The following is a 19098-nucleotide window of genomic DNA, read 5'->3' on the forward strand; positions in this document are numbered from 1 at the left end:
CGGTTGCTCCTAGGTGACAGGGGGACCAGCGGTGTCGAAGACCTCGTCACGGGTCGTGCTGAGGGCGGACTGCAAGGCTCCGGAGAGCACAGGGTCGGTGCTGATCGCGGTCATCAGCAGTTGCGGCCTGGGTACGGCGAGATCGGCGAGCTCGTCCTGGACGAGGCCGCGCAGGCGTTCGCCGCCCGCGGTGATGACGCCGCCGGCCAGCACGATCAGCTCCGGGTCGACGACCGCCACGATCGCAGCCAGACCGACGGCGAGCCGGTGCGCGAACTCCGTGAGTACGGCGTCGCCGGCGCCCTCGGTCTGCAGTGCGACCGCGATCGCGGCTTCCGGCGTACGGGCTTTCAGGCCGTGTTCGCGGGCGAGCTCCAGGACCGGTTCGCCACCGGCGAGCTCCTGGAAGCCACCGGCGTTGTTCCGGCCGACGTTGCGGACCAGCGGTGTACCCGGCAGTGGCAGGAACGCGACCTCGCCGGCGCCGCCGGTCGCACCGCGGTGGAGCCTGCCGTTGATCACGATCGCGGCGCCGATGCCTTCCTCGCCCCACAGCAGCACGAAGTTGTCGTGCTCGCGGGCATGGCCGACGCGCTGCTCGGCGATCGCGGCCAGGTTGACGTCGTTCTCGACCTCCAGTGGTACGGCGACCGCAGCGGCCAGCTCCTCGAGCAGATGCGGGGCATGCCAACCGGGCAGGTGCGTCGCGTACCGCAGCCGGCCGGTGGTCGGGTCGAAGCCACCCGGTGTGCCGATCGAGACCCGGTGCAGGCGTTCACGGTTCATCCCTGCCTCGCCGGCCGCACCCTCGATCGCCTTCACTACCCGGTCGACCGTGCCCTTGGCGCTGCGGCCGGGAGTGGCCAGCTCGTACTCGCCGACCACGTTGCCGGTGAGGTCCGCGACCGCGGCCCGGATCCGCGTCGGCGTCACGTCGAGGCCCGCGACGTACGCGATGCCGCCGTTGATCTCGTACAGCTGCGCGTTCGGGCCGGGGCGCCCCGCGGTGGTGCCGCTGGGGCGGACCAGGTGGGCTGCCTCCAGCCGGGCGAGCAGCTGCGACGCGGTCGGCTTGGACAGACCGGTCAGGTTGCCCAGCGTCGTACGGGAGAGCGGCCCCTGGCTGAGCAGCAGATCCAGGGCGGCGCGGTCGTTCATCGCGCGCAGCAGGCGCGGCGTTCCGGGTGTTGTTGCCATGAGCCAACCCTGCCTCCCATCGCCGCTCGCGGGTACACGCCGCGCTGATCCCGTGAACTGTTAGGAAAGTTTACTATTAACGCGAGACCGTACGGCGGACTTCGGCGGGTGTCAATCGGCGATGGTCGGTTAGGGTTACCTAACTATGTCCACTGGGGAGTTGTTGAGACGGGCGGTTCGGCGGCACCGGGGCCGGATGGTCGCAGGAGTGCTGGTGCTCTCGTTGCATCAGGCCACCGAGGCGGCGGTGCCGGTGGCGATCGGTGTGTTCGTGGACCGGGCGGTGACGACGGGCCGGATCGAGCCGCTGCTGTGGTGCGTGCTGATGATGGTCGTGCTGTTCGCCGTCCTGTCGAACGCTTGGAAGACCGGTGCGCGGCAAGTGGTGTGGGCGATCGAGTACGAGACGCATCTGCTGCGGCTGGAGATCGCACAGCGGGTGCTGGACCCGCGTGGTCACCGGACCGGGCTGCGGTCGGGTGAGCTGCTGTCGATCGCGACATCGGATGCCGAGAAGGCCGCACTGGTGATGCGGGGTCTCTCGGTGGGCGCCGCCGCGTGTACTGCGTTGATCGTGTCCTCGGTGTCCTTGCTGCTGGTCGACGTACCACTAGGGCTCGGCGTGCTGATCGGCGTACCGCTGCTGGTGCTGGGGATTCAGGCGTTGTCACCGCTGCTGACGCGTCGTACGTCGAGTCAGCAGGAGGCGGTTGCGCAGACGACTGCGCTAGCTACCGACCTGGTCGCTGGGCTGCGGACGCTGCGGGGGATCGGCGCGCAGCACAACGCAGCTGCGCGATACCGGCACTCCAGCCAGGACACTCTGCGCGCAACGCTGCGCGCGGCATCGACCAACGGATTGCAGGACGGCGTGACGACTGCACTGAGCGGTCTGTTGCTCGCTGCGGTTGCCGGGGTTGCCGGATGGTTCGCTCTGCACGGCCGGATCACGATCGGCGAACTGATCACTGTGGTCGGGCTGGCGCAGTTCGTGGCCGAACCGGTCGGCACGCTGGGCTACGCGAGCCAGATCTTCGCGAGGGCCCGCGCATCGGCCGCACGCCTCTCCGCAGTCCTCTCGTCGCCGCCCCAGACTGTCACCGGCACCGCAACCTCCCTCGACCCGGCGAAGCCTCTTCTGACATTGGAAGGCGTGTCGCACGGGACCCTCTCCTCGCTGACATTGGTGCTCCAGCCGGGAGAGTCCGTCGGCGTCCTCTGCTACGACCCTCGCGATGCCGACGCTCTGCTGACCGTGCTGGCTGGAAGGGCCCCGGAGCACACCGGCACAGTCCTCATCGGAGGCACCACGCTTGAGGAGCTCGACGTAGACCTGCTCAGGCGGACTGTGTTGCTTGAGCGCCACGAGACGGATCTCTTCGAAGGCACGCTCCGCACGAACCTCCTGGCGGAGAAGAGGCTTGAGCGTGTGATGACCGCCGCCGGCGCGGCTGACCTCATCGAAGAGTTGGACCGCCCACTGGCTGACCGTGGGCAGGCGTTGTCGGGTGGGCAGCGTCAGCGGCTCGGACTGGCGCGTGCATTGCTGGCTGAGCCGCCGTTGCTGGTGCTGCACGATCCGAGTACGGCGGTCGATGCGGTGACCGAGGAGTTGCTGGCGGAGGGACTGGCTGACGAGCGAACTGGCCGCACCACGCTGGTGCTGACGAGCAGCCCAGCACTGCTGGGAAAGATGGACCGGGTGGTTGTGATCGCCGACGGGACGGTGGTTGCTGAGGGCATCCATTCCGACCTCGCCTCGTCGGATGCGGGGTATCAGGAGGCGGTGCTGCGATGAACCTGCTTCCTGTTGCCGGTCCGCGGGCGACGTGGACCGTTCTGTGGCGAGAGATCCGGCGACTGCCGGTGCTGTCGGTTCTCGCGGCTGTCGTGATCACTGGAGCCAGTGCGGCCGGACTGGTCGCTCCATGGGCTCTTGGTCAGCTGATCGACCAGATCACCGACGGCGACCGGTCGGCGATCGTGCGGGTCGTTCTGATGATCGGGATCGCCGCGGTGCTGTCCGGCGTACTGACCGCGCTCGGCGTGACGCTGGTCGCGCGAGTCGGTGAGACCGTGCTGGCGCGGATTCGTGAGCAGGTGCTCGATCGCGTGCTGCAGTTGCCCGCACCGGTGCTGGAGAAGGTGCGGACGGGTGACCTGCTCTCGCGGGTGGGTGACGACGTGGCTTCGGTCGCGGCCGCGCTGACCGAGGTGGGTCCGTCGGTGCTCGGTGCGGCGTTGACGATCGTGCTGACCGTGGGTGGGATGTTCGCGCTCGACTGGCGGCTCGGTCTGGCCGGGATGCTCGCCGTACCCATGTATTTACTCGCGTTGCGGTGGTATCTGCGGCGGTCGGCGCCGTACTACAAGCAGGAGCGGGTTGCGCTGGGCGAGCGGTCCGAGGCGATCATCGCGTCCTTGCGGGGGAGCGCGACCGTGCGCGCGTACCAGCTGGAGGACCGGCAGCTGGAGAAGATCCGCGCGACGTCGGGGACGGCTCGGGACATCTCGATCACGGTGTTCCGGTTGTTCAGCTTCTTCTCGTCGCGGATCAACCATGCGGAGGTCACCGGGCTGACCGCGATCCTGGTGACCGGGTTCTTCCTGGTACGTGCCGATGCGGTGAGCGTGGGGGCAGTGACTGCGGCGGCGTTGTACTTCCACCGGTTGTTCAACCCGGTCAACGTTGTCCTGATGGAGTTCGACCAGATCCAGACGGCGGCCGCGGGCATGTCCCGGTTGGCCGGTGTACTCGAGATCGAGCCGGCGCCCGAACCACCCTCAGGTCAGGGGCCGGCCGACGCGTCGCTCGAGCTGCAGGCGATCAGCCACAGGTACGACGGTCCTGAGGTGCTGACCGGGATATCGCTGCGCTTCGAACCAGGTGAACGGGTCGCGCTGGTGGGTGCGAGTGGTGCTGGCAAGACGACGCTGGCAGCCATTGCCGCCGGAGTTTTTGCGCCGTCGGCCGGCGCGGTGAAGCTCGGTGGAGTCGACATCCGCGAGTTGGGCGGGGCCCGGACGCGTACACAGGTCGCCCTGCTCAGCCAGGAAGTACATGTCTTCTCCGGCCCGCTGGTCGAAGATGTGCGGCTCGCACGGCCCGCTGCGACCGCCTCCGAAGTGGAAGCGGCACTCGACCGGGTTGGTGCGCTGGCCTGGGTACGCGCGCTACCGGAGGGCCTCGACACGGTGGTGGGTGAGAACGGTCATCAACTGACCGGTGCACAAGCGCAGCAGATTGCCTTCGCGCGGCTCGTGCTCGCGGACCCGCCTGTCGCCGTACTGGATGAAGCGACTGCAGAAGCCGGTAGCGCGGGTGCGCGTGAGCTGGAGCGAGCCAGTGTGGCAGCGACTGCCGGCCGGACCACTCTGGTTGTCGCGCACCGGTTGACGCAGGCTGAGCAGGCAGACCGCATCGTTGTCCTCGACCAGGGGCGGGTGGTCGAGTCAGGAACACATGCAGCGTTGCTGGCCGCCGGTGGGCGCTACGCGCAGCTCTGGCGGAGCTGGACCGGGACGTCTACGCCTGGTCAGCCAGGAGGGCGAACGACACGAGCCAGTGCGTCGACATGAAGTCCCCGCCAGTAACTGTCGGCAGTACGGCATCGACCTGACGGTCCGCGCCGGCGCGCAGTACGTCGGCAACGTCAGGCAGTGCAGGTGCGATCGTCCGCAACTGCCAAGCCCTGCTCAGGGCCAGACCCGAGAGGTGCGCCAGCTGCCCATCTCCGGAGTCATCGGTGATCGGCACCTCCAGCAAATGCCGGTGCGCCCCCTTACCTAGGCCTGGAAGGAACGCGGAAAGCCAGTCCGCGAACTCGGCGTCCGGCAGTACGCGGCGCATCAGTTCCGCTTCGGACAGCGCCGGGGACAGGAAGTCGGTTCCGGACGGTTCGAAGCGAGTGTCGTACGCGGTGTCGCTGCCGAACCAGTCCAGCGCCCGCGCGTGAATCGCATCGACCACATCCTCCCGGCCCAGCTCGCCGTACGCCTCATGGAGCAGGGCGAGCGCGAACGCCGTGTTGAGATGTACGCCGTGCCGCACGGGGTACGCCTGCTTCGGCAACCAGGCGAGTACTAGGTCCGCGATGACGTCGCCGAGCGGAGGCAGCGCCTCGGCCCATCGAGTCTGCCGGCCCGCGGCCACCAGCATCGCCGCCCAGGCCCAGCCGTACGGGCGTTCGTAGTACGGCCGCTCCCGCAGGTACGCCGCCTCGGTGGCGATCGCCTCCGGAGTGAGGCGCCCGTCCAGTACTTCGATCGGGCGCCGGCCGACCTGGTCCGGTGCCAGCGTGAGCAACCGGACCAGGGACCACTGCATGTGCGCGCTGGAGTGCCAGTCGTACGACCCGTGGAACGCCGGATGCAGGCGATCCGGGGTCGAGTCGACGTCGTCCGGGCCGGTTGTCGCGTGCGCGGCGCTGTACGGGTACATCGTTTCGAGCACTGTGCAGGCGATGTCGGCCCAGTCGGCGGCGTACTTCATGGGACTCCTTAGAACGCGAAGATGTACATGATGACGATGTTGCAAGCCAGCAGCGGGATCGCCGTCGGGACCTGGGCCTTGATCGGTCCGTACTGATCCTTCATCTCCAGCAGGGCTGCTGGAACCAGGTTGAAGTTGGCGGCCATCGGCGTGCAGAGCGTGCCGCAGAAGCCCGCGAGCATGCCGACCGCGAACACCACTGCCGGCGTGCCGTGGAACTGCTGCACCAGCAGCGGCCAACCGACCGCGGCTGTCATCACCGGGAACGCCGCGAAGGCGTTGCCCATGATGATTGTGAAGATCGCCATCCCGATGCAGTAGAGCGCCACGGCAGCGATCAGTGAGCCCTTCGGGATCAGGTGATCGGTGACCCGGCCGACCGCCTTGCCGACACCGGACGCGGTGAACAGCAGGCCGAGCGTGGCGAGCATCTGCGGCAGGATCGCGGCCCAGCCGATGTGCTCGAGCAATCGCCGGCCCTCGTGCAGCGGCACCGCAGGCGATTTCGGGCGGAACAGGATGACGCCGACGATCAGCGCCAGAATCGAGGCGACGCCGAGGCCGATGATGGTGGCGGAGCCGCTCTCGAGCAGGAGCTTGCCGTTGCCGAGCTTCACCTTGGCGAGCCAGGCGCCGAAGATCGCCGCGACGACGGGGATCACCAGAGCAGGCAGGAACAGCTTGTTGCCGAACCGGTCGGCGAAGCGCGCGCGCTGCTCGGGTGTCGTCGTACGCTCCTGACCGCGGCCCGGGAATCCCGCGCCGGCCAGCGCCGCGATCCCGATCACCGCGATGCCGAGCAACCAGGCCGGTGCCTGTTTGTGTACGACGAACGTGCCGTAGCAGAACGAGAGTCCGAGGATGCCCCAGAACGCCGCGCTGCCGAGGCGCTTGCGGTTGCTGCGGTCGTTGAAGGCCTGCAGCGCGATCAGCAGGAAGAAGATCCCGCACAGCCAGTAGAACCACTCGACCTTGATCACCGGGTCGCCTCCTCGGCGTCAGCGTCGGCGTCGGCCTCGGCGGCCATCTTGTCGAGCGTGCGATCCAGCAACCACAGCCGCGAGCCGTGGATGAGCAGCGCGCAGATGCCGGTCGGGATCGCCCAGACGGCGATGTCGATCGCTTCGAGTTTCAGGCCGTACGTCGTGTCCACGAAGCCGGTGATCAGCAGGATCGAGCCGATCGCGACGAAGATGTCCTCACCGAAGAAGACCCCGACGGTGTCGGCGCTGGCCGCGAAGCCCTTGATCTTCTCCTGCATCTTCTCCGGCAAGGTGCCGTACTTGCGCTCGGCCGCGCCGGCAGCCATCGGATGGATCAGCGGCCGGACTGCCTGCGCGTAGCCGCCGATGCTGGTCAGTCCGACCGCGGCCGTGCCTTGCCGGATCAGCATGTACAGGGCCAGCAAGCGGCCCGTGGTGAGGACCCTCAGCTTGCTGATCAGCTTGCGGGCCTGGTGTTGCAGGCCGTAGCGCTCGATCAGCCCGATGACGGGCAACGTGACGATGAAGACGGTGACGGACCGGCTGCCGGCGAACCCGTCGCCGAACGCGTTCAGGATCTTGACCGGAGACAGGCCGCCGATCAGGCCGGCCACGATCCCGGCCGCGGTGACGACCAGCATCGAGTTGATCCGGAGCGCGAACCCGACGACCACCACCGCAATGGCGAGCAGAACCCACATGGTTCCTCCCGGAGGGACAGGGCGATTCCGCTCACCATAGGAGATTGTTGAACGATCCTGCAATGGATCATTCGAACAAATTGTCCGGACACGTGCGAACGCGCCGTGACCGCGAGGGTCCGGCGCGTTATCGGTGCAGGGTTGTTAGGGGAGGCGCCAGTCGACCGGAGTCGCGCCTTGCTGCTCCAGGAGGGCGTTGACGCGGCTGAACGGGCGGGAGCCGAAGAAGCCGCGGTCCGCGGACATCGGGCTCGGGTGTGCGCTCTCGACGTATGGCGTGCTGCCGAGCATCGGCTTGAGGGTCTGCGCGTCGCGGCCCCAGAGGATCGCAACCAGTGGGCCGCCGCGGTCCACCAGCGCGTGGATCGCCTGCTCGGTCACGCTCTCCCAGCCCTTGCCGCGGTGCGCACCGGACTTGCCGGGCTGCACGGTGAGCACTCTGTTGAGCATCAACACACCCTGCTCGGCCCACGGCGTCAGATCACCGTTGGACGGAGCCGGTACGCCGACGTCCGCCATCAGCTCGCGGTAGATGTTCGCCAGGCTCCGCGGAATCGGCCGAACGTCCGGCGCGACCGAGAAGCTGAGACCCACCGGGTGTCCGGGCGTCGGGTACGGGTCCTGGCCGACCACCAGCACCTTCACCTGCTCCAGCGGCTGCTTGAACGCGCGCAACACGTTCTCACCCGCCGGCAGATACGGCCGCCCCGCAGCGATCTCGCCGCGCAGGAACTCACCCATCCGCGCGACCGTGTCCTCGACCGGCGCCAAAGCCTCGGCCCAGTCCGGCGCCACCAGATCCGTCAACGTCTTGGGACTCACCCGCCACAGCATTCCAGTTCCCACGCCCGCCGTGCACCCCGGGTTGTCGCCCACTGTTCGCGTGTCGCTCAACCAAGGGTTTGCCCACCCGAGGTAGAAAGGGCGCGGCCCCGCAAAGGTATGAGCTTGGCCATCCTGGGTTCGGTGGCGTTCGCGTCAGTTCGTAGATGCCTTATTTTAAAGGTGATTGACCCGCCCCGAACCAGCGCGCACGGCGGCGTACCGCAACCGCTACTGCAACCGCGTCGAGTACGGTCCGGTGACCTGCCGACGCCTCTCCTCCCGTTGCACGCTATGGCTCGGGCCAGGGTCTGGGACGCTGGCCGCGCCAGACCTGTTCCCCAGTTTGGCACCGATCGAGTGTGCGCGGAGTCGGTAATCCACAGGTTTGGGTTGACACGTACGAGTCAACCTTCTATCGAACACATGTTCTATAGTTCTCAACATGGGGACCAATCGCCGGTACTCTCGGGAGCCGCCTCCGAACCTCGCTACTCGCCACTGCTGGGTCCTGCGTACGGCGCGCGAGCGGGGGCCCTGGCCAGGTCTGATTCTGGAGTGGCGTCGTACCAATGGGGGCGACTGGGCTGCGCGCGTCGTCTATGTGCCGGATCATCGTGCCGGCCGTTCAGTCGAGGACTGGTTTGCTCCCAGCTATCTGCGACCGATCGACGTATGGCCGAGCGAGGCCACGCAGGAGGCAGCTCGTCGGGGAGTCAGTCGTGGTTGACGGATGCCCACAACCCGCGGATTGGTGATCCCCGCCTGCGGTCGATCATCACCTGTCGTCGAGTCTGCGGTCTGACCTGGGATGTCTCCACCGGGGCAGTCGCCGTCGCCTGTCGTCGTCTTGTGGCGTTTCCCATCCAAGGTGGCGGTGAAAGAGGTGGCTTCGAGAGCCGCTGCAGGCCGCTCGTCAACGCACCTTGTCCGAACGCGAGTGAACGCGGCCGAGCTGCAACTGAGGAGCGCTGCATCGAGTCCGGTGGGCCTGTTGTTCTGCCACTCGCCCTTACCTCGCTGTGCGACGTTTCGTCGGCCATGGGCGGCCATCAGGACTCTCGACGCTTACGAGGCGCTGCGATACAGTTGCGCCCTGTGGGCATAGGGGGATCGATGAACTTCGAACAGCGTATGTACGCTCGGCTGCTTTTCACTCAACAATTAGCAGATCTGCACGGATCTGGGTTCGAAGATTTCTTCCACAAGATCATGTGTGCACGCCATCCAGATTTCCTAGATGTAAGAACGCATGGAAATCTCGGTGACCAGGGAGCCGATGGGCTGACTCTCCACTCGCGCAAACTTTACGCATGTTATGCGCCGCAGAAATTTGATGCTGCAGCAGTGAAGGGCAAGTTCGCATCAGACCTTGCGAAGGCGACGGCGAAGCGTGGCGGCCAGTTCGACACATTCGTATTTGTGCATAACGACCGCTGGGGAGTGCATCCCGAGATTGCAACGCTGCTTGCCGATGCTGCTTATGTTGACGAGTCGATAGATTTCGAACTGATGGGTTGCACGCGCCTCTGGCATGAGTGCATGCGCCTTGACAAGATGGCGACCGAGGATGTTCTCGGATGTGAGATTCCAATCAAGCAACTCACATTCGGAATTGGTATGGAAGACCTCGCCCCCCTTTTGAAGCACCTGAAGGATCTGCGAGCCGAATCTGACCCGCTCATGCCATTACCAGACGTTCCCCATAAGAAACTGGATTTCAACGATTTGCGAGGCGTCGCGCGGCAAAGCCTGCTGCAAGGAATGCGGAACAGTCACCTCGTTGACGCTTTCTATGATGGGACTGTACGAGAACTGGAGCATGACGAGGTCGCTCAGGGGTTCCGCCTGTACTACGAACAGGTGCGCCATGACTGGGACGATCCGGAAGACGTTCTGTGGCAACTTGAGCTGTATGTGCTTGGGAATGAGTCACAACAGCCGCGAACTCAACGAGCCGCATGGGTCGTCTTATCGCACTTTTTTGAGCGCTGCGACATATTCGAGGTACCTCCGCACGACTGGAGCCCATCAGGGACGATCGGAATGCCAGCGTGATCACACCGACTAAGGGCATTGCGCCGGATCGTTGCCTGCTGGCTGTCGGCGCTCAGGTGTTATTGCAGTTGGACGAGCCGCGGTCCGTCAGCCAGGCTTGGGCCAGGCTTAAGGCTTGGCGGATCGAACATGGTCATCACTCTCCGGTATCGTTTGGCTGGTTCATCCTCGCCCTGGACGCTCTCTACAGTATGGGTGCGGTGGAATTGCGACGTGATGTCTTGGTGATTAGGAGCACGAATGCTGCGACGTCTGAGCGCTGATGATCCGCGTTTCAAAACCGTCACTTTTACCGACGGACTGAATCTTATTGTTGCGGACACCACGACTGCATCCTCGGACACCGACAGCCGAAACAGTGCGGGCAAGTCGAGCATGATCGAATTGATTCACTTTCTGCTTGGCGCTCGGTCAGACTCCCGATCATTGTTCGCAAAGAAGGCGTTGCGTGACATCACGTTCTGCTTGCAGATGGACTGGCCCACTACCAAAGAGTTGTCCGTCTACCGTCGAGGCAACCGCTCCGGAACTGTGCGGCTTGACCCAGATGTCACCGGCGGGAACCAGGTTACGCTTTTTAACGCCGACGAGCCGGCCGAAGTCAGTGTTGAGCAGTGGAACCAGTTGATTGATGAGTATTTGTTCGGCTTCGGTGAAGACCATCCGGGGATCAGTGGGCGCACTCTACTTTCCTTCCTCGTGCGGCGAGTTTCTGCGCATGGTTTCAATGAGGCAACTCGCACATTTTCGCGTCAGTCTGATGCGGACGCCACTACCAATCTCGCATATCTTCTCGGTTTGGACTGGCAACTGGCAGACGGTTATAGGCAGTTGGCCGCACGTCAAGCCACCAGGAACCAGTTGCGCAAGGCAGTTAACGATCCGGTGTGGGGAAGGATCGTTGGCTCGACCGCAGATTTGCGCGGGCAGATTACACTGGCGCAAGCGCAGGTCGATCGTTTGCAATCCCAGATCAGCAACTTCCAGGTTGTACCGCAATATGAACGAGTCAAGGACCAGGCTGACGCGATTGCTCGTCGGATCAAACAACTCTCTCAAGACGATGTGATCGACAGGAGCAACCTCGAAGACTTGCAGCAGGCTGTTAATGAGGTCAGTGAGGTAGATGTTGACTATCTGGAACCTGTCTACCAAGAGCTCGGCATCATCATGGCGGACCAAGTTCGCCAGCGTTTTGAAGATGTAAAGACTTTCCACCACTCGGTCGTGCGTAATCGCCGCCGCTTCTTGGATGAGGAAGTCACCGAGTTGACCGAACGTCTGGAGGCTCGGCGCGTCGAGCGTGCAAGGCTCGGCGATGAACAGGCTCGACTCTTGCGTACCCTGAATGAGGGTGGTGCTCTGGAAGCGCTCACGGCCCTTCAGCAAGCCCTCGCCCGTGAGGAGGCTGCGTTGGCAGCCTTACGGCACCGTTATGACGCTGCTCAAACACTCGAAGCAAGTTCGAGGCAACTCACGGCTCAACGGCTGGAGCTCCAGCAAGCTGTCACGACCGACCTCGACGAACGAGCTGAGCAGACAACGGAGGCTACTCTCCTGTTTTCCGGCTACGCCCAGCGCTTGTATGGGGAGGGACGAGAGGCGTACCTCGCTATCGAGGCCACCCGCAACAACCTAAAAATCACGCCGAGAATTCACAGTGACGACAGCCGGGGCATCAGCAATATGGTCATATTTTGCTTCGATCTCACTATCTCGGTATTAGCGTGGCGTTATGGTCGGGGTCCCAATTTCCTGATTCATGACAGCCACCTATTCGATGGCGTGGACGACCGGCAACTGGCGGCTGCACTTACACTTGCGCGCGACGTTGCTCGAGAAGAAGGCATGCAGTACATCGCTACTCTCAACACCGACGACCTTGATAAGGCTGCTCGTCGCGGTTTTGACCCCACGTCTCATATCCGCGAGCCGCGCCTGACCGATGCGCTTGAGACAGGAGGCCTGTTCGGCTTTCGTTTCTGACTTGCACCGCTCCACGAGTGCTCCTGCTCACCCAGCTAAGGTGACGCGTACGTGTCAAGCCCGCGGGCAGACCTCCCGCATCGCCCCGATAGCTGCCGACCTTAGGTGCGGTGCGGTGCGGGTCAAGGGTCGGAGATCCCGGAGGGACGCCGTAGGCGCCCTTGAGGCGTGCCGTGCCGGGCCGTCCCTTCCATGATTGCTAGCGGGGCGATGCGGGAGCCCACCGGCAGACGGAGCATGCGGCCAACGGCAGGCGGCGGGTAGCCGGCCTCTCCGGCAAGCGAGGTATCGACAGGGTGTCGAGCGTTGATGGCGGGTTCTGCTGTCTTCGACCCGGCACCCTGTTGGCACGTGCGCGCCAAGCCAAGGGACGCGCCCAGAGTGCAGCGAAGCGGAGCGGCGGGCAGGCGTCCCGCCCTGTGGTGGCGGCGCGCTTTCGGGCCCTGAAGGGGCCCGTCTTGAAGACGTAGAGAAACTTGTCAGGCGACCGGATGGGACCCCAGATGCGAGGGAACGTGCGAGTCGCAGGTGAGGCAGGTTCGCTGAGGTCGGATAGGTGTGGATTTGGGGACCGTGCAGCTTGACTTGCCGGTATATACCCGGTTTATGCTAAGGGTGTGTACGCATCCGATCGGCAAGGACTCTAATGCCAGCGGCAGCGGCCCCGTCGCCTCTCGGCGTCGAGCTTCGTTGGATGCGGAAGGTTGCGGGCATGTCAGGGAAGCAGGCGGCCGAGAAGACGGGCGTCTCGCAAGTTGCGATCTCGCGCTGGGAAACTGGGGCGCGGCACCCGGATCTAGCGGCGGTGGACTCGCTTCGGAGTGCCACAATTGAGAAGGTCGGCACGTTACTTGCTGACGACACCTTGACGGGCGCTGAGCGCCGTCAGCTCGTGGAGGCCTTCGACCGGCTTACGAGCGAAGATTACAGGCTTCTCCTGTCCCGCCTGGTCGATGAAGGCGCAACGGAAGTTCTCTCGACTTTTGTGATCACTCGAACGGGCTTGGTTGAGCGACAACAGGAGATTCATCGCCTCGAAATGCAGGCGTATCAGATCCGTCATTTCCAGCCTTTGTTTGCGCCGGGTCAGTTGCAGACGTTGGAATATGCTCGCCATCTAATGCTGGGGTATGAGAAAGACCCCGTGAAGGCTGAAGCTGCAGCGGAGGCGCGGGTTGAGCGTGTCAAGGTAATCATGAAGGGCCCGCGCCCGAAGTATCATGTCGTTCTGACGGAATCCGCTCTAGATGTAACCTTTAAGGATGCGCCGCCTGATCTGCGTGTTGGCCTGTTGAAGCAAATTGCTGAGGGCGCACGAAGGCCACACATTACGGTGCAGATCATGCCTCGCGGGCGACCGTACGGTCTCGTGCCGATTGGAAGTTTCGTCATCTACGACATTGGGAAAGATGACTCTGTCGTGCTGGCAGATACATTTGCTGCTCAGGTCACATTTAGGTCGAGTCGTGATGTACGTCAGTACGACATGTTTTGGGAAGAATTAGTAGAACTGGCGTTAGATCCTCATGAATCGTTGAACTGGTTGGCTGATGCCATCCGGGAGAGTGAAGGGAATTGATTGTGGCAACTGTTCCTGTCCCGCCCCCGCTCGACGACTTCGGTCCGTTCAGAGCTGCTCAGAGTGGCGGCGGCTGTGGAAACGACTCACCCTGCGTCGAGGTGGCAAAGGGGCCCGACGGGTGGCGTGCGGTTCGTGACTCGAAGCTCGGTGACGACTCACCGGTCCTGACGTTCGACGCTGCTGAGTGGCGTGTCTTCGCTGCTGGGCTGCGCGCCGGCGAATTCGACTAGGTATCGCAGATCATCTGATCCCGAGGGAGGAGCCGAGGAGATGACCGTGACACAGGAGCCGAAGGTTGGATTGATGGGCCGTCTTCGTGCGCTCTACGTGGCTACAGCGGTCTCCTCCTTCGGGGATGGCATATTCGCGGCTGCGGTTCCACTTGCGGCGGCTGCATTGACGCGAGATCCGACCGCCGTTGCGATCGTCAGCGCCGCTGAGATGATTCCCTGGGTCCTGATTGGACCGTTCGCTGGAGCCGTAGTAGATCGACTGCCCTACCGTGCGGTCATGATCGTCGCGGATCTCTCTCGGATGATCATCCTCGGGTTGGTTGCGGTCGCTATCGCCACAGGTCATGGATCTGTTCCGCTGCTGGCCACGGCAGCGTTCCTGGTCATGGCGGGCACGACGTTCTTCGATGCTGCGTCACAGAGCATCATTCCTGAGCTGGTCAACCGTGATGTGGAACTGCTGAACAAGGTCAACGGTCGTCAGGGATCGCTCATGAGTGCGGGTCGATCGCTACTCGGCCCGCCCGCAGGGTCTGCGATGTTTGTAGCGGGGGCGGCAATCCCCTTTGTGGCCAACGCCGTTTCGTTCCTCGTGTCTGCGGTCTGCGTGCTCCTCCTGAGGCACAAGACCGTCCGTGTGCCCAATCGTGATGTCTCGATTCTTCGCTCGATTCGAGATGGCATGGTTTGGCTTGCTCGACATGGAGTACTGCGCGCACTCGCGGTCCTGATTGCTGTCAGCAACCTTTCCTACAGTGCGGCCACGGCGACGCTAGTCCTGTTCGCGCAGGAATCGCTGCACATCACGAACGCTGCGTACGGTTTGCTCCTGGCGGTCGGTGCCCTCGGGAACATCGCCGGAGGGCTGCTGGCATCGCGGGTGATCACGAAGATCGGTGACGCCCGAGCGCTTCAAACAGCCATGGCGGCACAGGTGCTGGCATGGTTCGGCTTGGCCCTGACGACGAACCCATTCATCGCCGGGGGAGCCTTGGCGATCGCCTTCATGGGCACGTCGATTGCAACGGTCGTAGCGGTCAGTGCGAGGCAGCGTCTCACGCCACCTGATCTGTTGGGTCGAGTCGTAACCTCCTTCCGGGTACTAGGTACCGGGATGCTCCCGGCAGGTGGCATCGTCGGAGGTCTTCTCGCATCCGCATGGGGCCTCAGAGCGCCGCTGTGGGCCGCTGGAGCATTGCTGGTGGTCCCGACTCTCCTAGCCCCCTCGATCATCGGCCGATCCCTGACGGCGAACGCTGATGAGGCCGACGACTAGGGCCTAAGGTCCCTCTCCCACAGGGCGTTGACACCTACGTGTCAGCGCCCTTTTTGCTGTCCGGACCCAAGCCAACACTACTGACGGGTAGGACTTGTGCCGGTATAAGCCCGGTATATACCATCCTTATACCGGGTTGAAGCACTACGCAGTGAGTGTGCCTGGTTGACGCCTAGGAGGGCGATTCCTCATGAAGCTGGACATCAACACCACGGGCAAGACGTTCACGGTCACCAAGGGCGTGGAGGAGAAGAAGGACCAGAACGGCCGGCAGAAGGCTGACCGGAACACCAACGAGCTGCTCTGGACGGTTCAGGTGATGGCGCTCGACGAGACGGGCGGCGAGGTGATCAACGTGACTCTGGCGGGCAATGCCATGCCGAAGGTCAACGTTGGCGCTGTTGTCGTGCCGGTCGAGCTGGAGGCCATGCCGTGGGCCACCAACGGGCGGAACGGTGTCGCGTACAAGGCCAAGTCGCTCAACGCCGCGTCGGGTTCTGCGAAGTAGTTCTCCACTCGTCCCGTGATCCGTGCACTGCTCAGCGAAGGGGTAGTCATGTCGCAACCGATGGAGCATCGAACCGTCACAGCGAATCAAGCACGGTCCGAGTACGTGACCAAGTGCAACGAAATCATCGAGATCGAACTGGTGATCGCCTTCCTCGACAAGGCCATCACCGACAGCCTGAACCGGGCTGAACCTGTCGTTGCGATCAGCAACGACGCAACCGCCGTCTACGCCTCGGAGGCGTTCTGGCAACTGCTCGACCTGTACCGCGAGGCCACTGATCGTCGCCTCGACCTGTACGCCGCACGCGACTACGCATACGCGGTCTGGAAGTCGGCCACGCCCACGGAATCGGGTCAAGCCACCGCGGTCGACGCATACGTGTCAACGCCAGTCAGCACCAACAGCTAGAAACCAAGAACGGCCCTCGAAAGGGCCGCTCCCTGGAAACGAGACACGAAGCCGGGTCACAGGCCTGAGAAACCGTCCTGGCTTCGTGTTTTTCCTGACTCAACCCCCTGATCGGGAGGTCTTGTCATGCCCAAATCTACCCGCAAGCGCTCGCTTGGTCGAGCGCGCAGCACCTCACGCGGTGCCATCGAAACCATTACCCGGCCGAACCAGTCCTGGCCGGTCAAACTCCTGCTCACCGTCTGGCGCTGGCGCTGGGAGCTCTACGTCCTGGCCGCGATTGCCTACATCGTCATCGCCCACGGCGACGCGATCTCCGGCTACTTCCAGTCGAACCCGTTGTGGCTCAACGCCCTGCTGATCATCGTCTTGTGCGGCTGGATCGTCACCGACAACCCCGCCCGCCGGTTCGTCCTGAACCGGATCTGGTGTGTCACCACCCGGCACCGGCTGCGTGCCTGCCTGATCGAGATGCGGGTCCTGAACTACTCCGGGAACCTGCCGTTCATCCTGGGCTGCTTCGCCACCAAGACCGGACAGGTCGTCTGGCTCTGGATGCGCCCCGGCCAGTCGGTCGAAGACCTCGACAACAAAGCCGAAAGCCTCGCATCTGCCTGCTGGGCAAGCAAAGCCACCATCGCCCGGTCGAAGCGCAACGCCGCAATCGTGCGGATCGAAATCGACCGTCGCGACCCCCTGGCGAAGAAGACCATCGACTCGCCACTGCTCGAAGACACCAGCGGCGTGCCCGAAGCGGCAGTCGCCGACGACGCGGTCATGGCGTTCCTCACGCCCGACAACACCGACAGCGTCCCTGACGAGTCCACCACGAATCGGCCGGCCAAAACCGCCAGTGGTGAGACGCGTACTCGAACTTCCAAGACCACTGCTGCCGTGAACGACAGCCAGACGGTGATCTTGGGCGCCAACGGAGAAGACGTGTCCGACTATGTCTAGCTTCAAAGCTACTCGTTTCAAGGTGTTCCCCCGGCGCGAGCCGGGGGCCACCCCCGCACCCAAGGGTGCGCTCTCGATCTACAACCCGGCCTACCTCGGCCTCGACACACGCGGCAAGCCCGTCTACGTGGGCTTGATGTACCGCAACATCCTCATCGGCGGTGAACCCGGCGCGGGCAAGTCCGTAGCCCAAGGCAACATCGTCGCCCACGCCGCACTGTGCTCCGACGTGGATCTCATCCTGATCGACGGCAAGATTGTTGAACTGTTGCCGTACGCACCGGTCGCGAAGGAGTTCGTCGGCAACGACATGTCCAAGGCGCTGCGCGTCCTGCGGGAACAACAGGCCGACCTTGACGAACGCTATCTGCACCTGGCCCGTACGGGCCGCAAGAAGATCGTCGCTGGCGACGGCTTCCGCGCCAAGCTCCTCTGCATCGATGAGCTGGCGTACTTCACCGTCACCGTAGGCACCAAGGAACAGCAAGAAGAGTTCCGCGTCCTGGTGCGCGACATCGTCGCTCGCGGCCGCGCTGCGGGCATCATCACGGTCGCATCCACACAGCGCCCCAGCGCTGACATCGTCCCGACTTCACTGCGGGACCTGTTCGGCTACCGGCTCGCATTCCGCTGTGCCACCGACTCCAGCAGCGACATCATCCTCGGCACCGGCTGGGCCTCCCAAGGCCACACCGCCGTGGACATCGAACCCGAAGCGCTCGGCGTCGGACTCCTCCGCGCCGAAGGCGGACTCCCGCGCCGACTCAAGACGGCCTACCTCAACGACCGTCACGTCAACCAGATCGTCCGCCGCGCAGTACACCTCCGGAAGGCGGCATAACCCCATGATCACCATCAAACCCGTCCCCGCCGACGCCGTCACCGGCGTCCGCGACAACGACGGCAACCTCGGCTGGCTCCACGACTGCGGATCCTTCGTCTACTCACCCGACCAGCCCCACCGCTGCGGTGTCTGCTGGTCGGCACTGCGCAACGGCCAAGCCCACAACGGCTCCTGGCAACGCGCCTACGTCATCCCCCAATCCGACAAGGAGGCGTCATGACCAGCTACTACGACGCCAACGGCGGCGAACGCGAAGACCGCATCATCGTCGGCTACGACTTCACCGACAACTCCGTCGCCGGAATCAACCTCGCCTGCAACGGCGACACCCCACTCGTCGCGATCGACCTCGGCGGAACACCGATCGAGATCGAACTCATCACCGGCTCCGTCACCGCGATCAGCCAACTCATCGACGCGCTCTACGAAGCCCGGCAACTCCTCGAAGACCACCAGGTCGACCACATCACCGAGGACATGACCCGAACCCAAGACCAGGTCTACATCCCCACCGAGTGGACGGAGGACCAGCCATGAGCAAGAACATCGAATCTCTCGAAGCGCTCGTGGCCAACCACCGCGCGGTCATCGTCCAGGCCTTCCAGCAACTGCGAGACGACCTACGAAACCACGCGCAATCGGTCCAGGACATCGAACCGTCCGACTCGGACTACGACTACTACGCGTCCGTGGTCTCGAACGACATCTACGAACTCGCCATAACGGTCGACAACACGCTGTCGCTCTGGAGCACATGATGCGCGCGGCAACGAAAGGCCGCATGACACGTAACTGTCAAGGCCAGCAGGCGATCACGACAGACCTAAACCCAACAACCACCACACCGGCCACCCCAGCAGGCGAGCCGATCGAGAAGAAGACCCCGTCCAAGAAGACACACCGCTCTGAGCGAGCCGAGGACTGGGCACACACGACAGTCGGCGACCCCTGGCCCTGCGACATCTGCGGACACAACGCCTTCATGCGCCACCCCTACACCGGCCGCCCCTGTCACCTGATCTGCGCCAAAACCCAAGCTCGCGAAAGG

The 19098-nt window shown here is 63.9% G+C and carries 20 protein-coding genes; 15 read left to right on the top strand and 5 right to left on the bottom strand.

The features are described 5' to 3' along the window. Positions 1-9: 9 nt before the first annotated feature. Positions 10-1197 (bottom strand): ROK family transcriptional regulator, encoded by a 1188-nt coding sequence (locus tag OHA18_RS20605; protein ID WP_329005786.1) that lies wholly within the window; start codon positions 1195-1197, stop codon positions 10-12. Positions 1198-1411: 214 nt separating this feature from the next. On the opposite strand from OHA18_RS20605, the gene OHA18_RS20610 reads away from it, so the two are divergent. Both OHA18_RS20610 and OHA18_RS20615 read left to right on the top strand, forming a co-directional pair. Further along, positions 1412-2995, top strand: a complete 1584-nt coding sequence (locus tag OHA18_RS20610; RefSeq protein WP_329005787.1) for an ABC transporter ATP-binding protein — start codon at positions 1412-1414, stop codon at positions 2993-2995. Continuing rightward, positions 2992-4776 (top strand): ABC transporter ATP-binding protein, encoded by a 1785-nt coding sequence (locus OHA18_RS20615; protein WP_329005788.1) that lies wholly within the window; start codon positions 2992-2994, stop codon positions 4774-4776. The genes OHA18_RS20610 and OHA18_RS20615 overlap by 4 nt, the downstream gene beginning before the upstream one ends. Here the strand turns inward: OHA18_RS20615 and OHA18_RS20620 are convergent. The 4 genes from OHA18_RS20620 to OHA18_RS20635 form a co-directional block, all read right to left on the bottom strand. Continuing rightward, positions 4724-5689, bottom strand: coding sequence for a DUF2891 domain-containing protein (locus tag OHA18_RS20620; RefSeq protein ID WP_329005789.1), 966 nt, complete (start codon positions 5687-5689; stop codon positions 4724-4726). The two genes, OHA18_RS20615 and OHA18_RS20620, sit on opposite strands and share 53 nt — an antisense overlap. 8 nt (positions 5690-5697) lie before the next feature. After that, positions 5698-6669, bottom strand: coding sequence for a DUF979 domain-containing protein (locus tag OHA18_RS20625; RefSeq protein WP_329005790.1), 972 nt, complete (start codon positions 6667-6669; stop codon positions 5698-5700). Next, positions 6666-7373 carry a DUF969 domain-containing protein gene (locus OHA18_RS20630; RefSeq protein WP_329005791.1) on the bottom strand — a complete coding sequence of 236 codons (708 nt, stop codon included), beginning with the start codon at positions 7371-7373 and terminating at the stop codon, positions 6666-6668. The genes OHA18_RS20625 and OHA18_RS20630 overlap by 4 nt, the downstream gene beginning before the upstream one ends. Positions 7374-7517: 144 nt before the next feature. Then, positions 7518-8207, bottom strand: a complete 690-nt coding sequence (locus tag OHA18_RS20635; protein WP_329006140.1) for a uracil-DNA glycosylase — start codon at positions 8205-8207, stop codon at positions 7518-7520. A gap of 1104 nt (positions 8208-9311) precedes the next feature. Here OHA18_RS20635 and OHA18_RS20640 point away from each other — a divergent pair. The 13 genes from OHA18_RS20640 (at position 9312) to OHA18_RS20695 (ending at position 18808) form a co-directional block, all read left to right on the top strand. Further along, positions 9312-10253, top strand: coding sequence for an ABC-three component system protein (locus OHA18_RS20640; RefSeq protein WP_329005792.1), 942 nt, complete (start codon positions 9312-9314; stop codon positions 10251-10253). Then, positions 10250-10516 (top strand): ABC-three component system middle component 6, encoded by a 267-nt coding sequence (locus tag OHA18_RS43345; RefSeq protein WP_442914399.1) that lies wholly within the window; start codon positions 10250-10252, stop codon positions 10514-10516. Before OHA18_RS20640 ends, OHA18_RS43345 begins: the two co-directional genes overlap by 4 nt. After that, the gene (locus OHA18_RS20645) at positions 10494-12239 is read left to right on the top strand and encodes an ABC-three component system protein (protein ID WP_329005793.1); all 1746 of its coding nucleotides are present in this window, start codon (positions 10494-10496) and stop codon (positions 12237-12239) included. Before OHA18_RS43345 ends, OHA18_RS20645 begins: the two co-directional genes overlap by 23 nt. Before the next feature lie 646 nt (positions 12240-12885). After that, the gene (locus OHA18_RS20650; RefSeq protein ID WP_329005794.1) at positions 12886-13818 is read left to right on the top strand and encodes a Scr1 family TA system antitoxin-like transcriptional regulator; all 933 of its coding nucleotides are present in this window, start codon (positions 12886-12888) and stop codon (positions 13816-13818) included. Positions 13819-13820: 2 nt separating this feature from the next. Further along, positions 13821-14051 (top strand): DUF397 domain-containing protein, encoded by a 231-nt coding sequence (locus OHA18_RS20655; protein ID WP_329005795.1) that lies wholly within the window; start codon positions 13821-13823, stop codon positions 14049-14051. Positions 14052-14091: 40 nt separating this feature from the next. Then, entirely contained in the window at positions 14092-15330 is a 1239-nt protein-coding gene (locus OHA18_RS20660; protein ID WP_329005796.1) for an MFS transporter, read from the top strand. 190 nt (positions 15331-15520) lie between these two features. Beyond that, the gene (locus OHA18_RS20665) at positions 15521-15838 is read left to right on the top strand and encodes a hypothetical protein (RefSeq protein WP_329005798.1); all 318 of its coding nucleotides are present in this window, start codon (positions 15521-15523) and stop codon (positions 15836-15838) included. A gap of 15 nt (positions 15839-15853) precedes the next feature. Continuing rightward, positions 15854-16249, top strand: a complete 396-nt coding sequence (locus OHA18_RS20670; RefSeq protein WP_329005799.1) for a hypothetical protein — start codon at positions 15854-15856, stop codon at positions 16247-16249. A gap of 126 nt (positions 16250-16375) precedes the next feature. Beyond that, positions 16376-17206: a hypothetical protein gene (locus OHA18_RS20675; protein WP_329005800.1), complete on the top strand. Its 831-nt coding sequence runs from the start codon at positions 16376-16378 to the stop codon at positions 17204-17206. A 22-nt stretch (positions 17207-17228) separates the two neighbouring features. Further along, positions 17229-18047 (top strand): FtsK/SpoIIIE domain-containing protein, encoded by an 819-nt coding sequence (locus OHA18_RS20680; protein WP_329005801.1) that lies wholly within the window; start codon positions 17229-17231, stop codon positions 18045-18047. Between the two features lie 4 nt (positions 18048-18051). Further along, entirely contained in the window at positions 18052-18270 is a 219-nt protein-coding gene (locus OHA18_RS20685; RefSeq protein ID WP_329005802.1) for a hypothetical protein, read from the top strand. Continuing rightward, positions 18267-18587: a hypothetical protein gene (locus tag OHA18_RS20690; RefSeq protein WP_329005803.1), complete on the top strand. Its 321-nt coding sequence runs from the start codon at positions 18267-18269 to the stop codon at positions 18585-18587. Before OHA18_RS20685 ends, OHA18_RS20690 begins: the two co-directional genes overlap by 4 nt. Further along, positions 18584-18808 (top strand): hypothetical protein, encoded by a 225-nt coding sequence (locus OHA18_RS20695; protein ID WP_329005804.1) that lies wholly within the window; start codon positions 18584-18586, stop codon positions 18806-18808. Before OHA18_RS20690 ends, OHA18_RS20695 begins: the two co-directional genes overlap by 4 nt. The last annotated feature ends 290 nt before the right edge of the window (positions 18809-19098 follow it).

Origin of the sequence: Kribbella sp. NBC_00709 (genome assembly GCF_036226565.1) — a bacterium.
In the GTDB taxonomy this organism is placed as follows: Bacteria; Actinomycetota; Actinomycetes; order Propionibacteriales; family Kribbellaceae; genus Kribbella.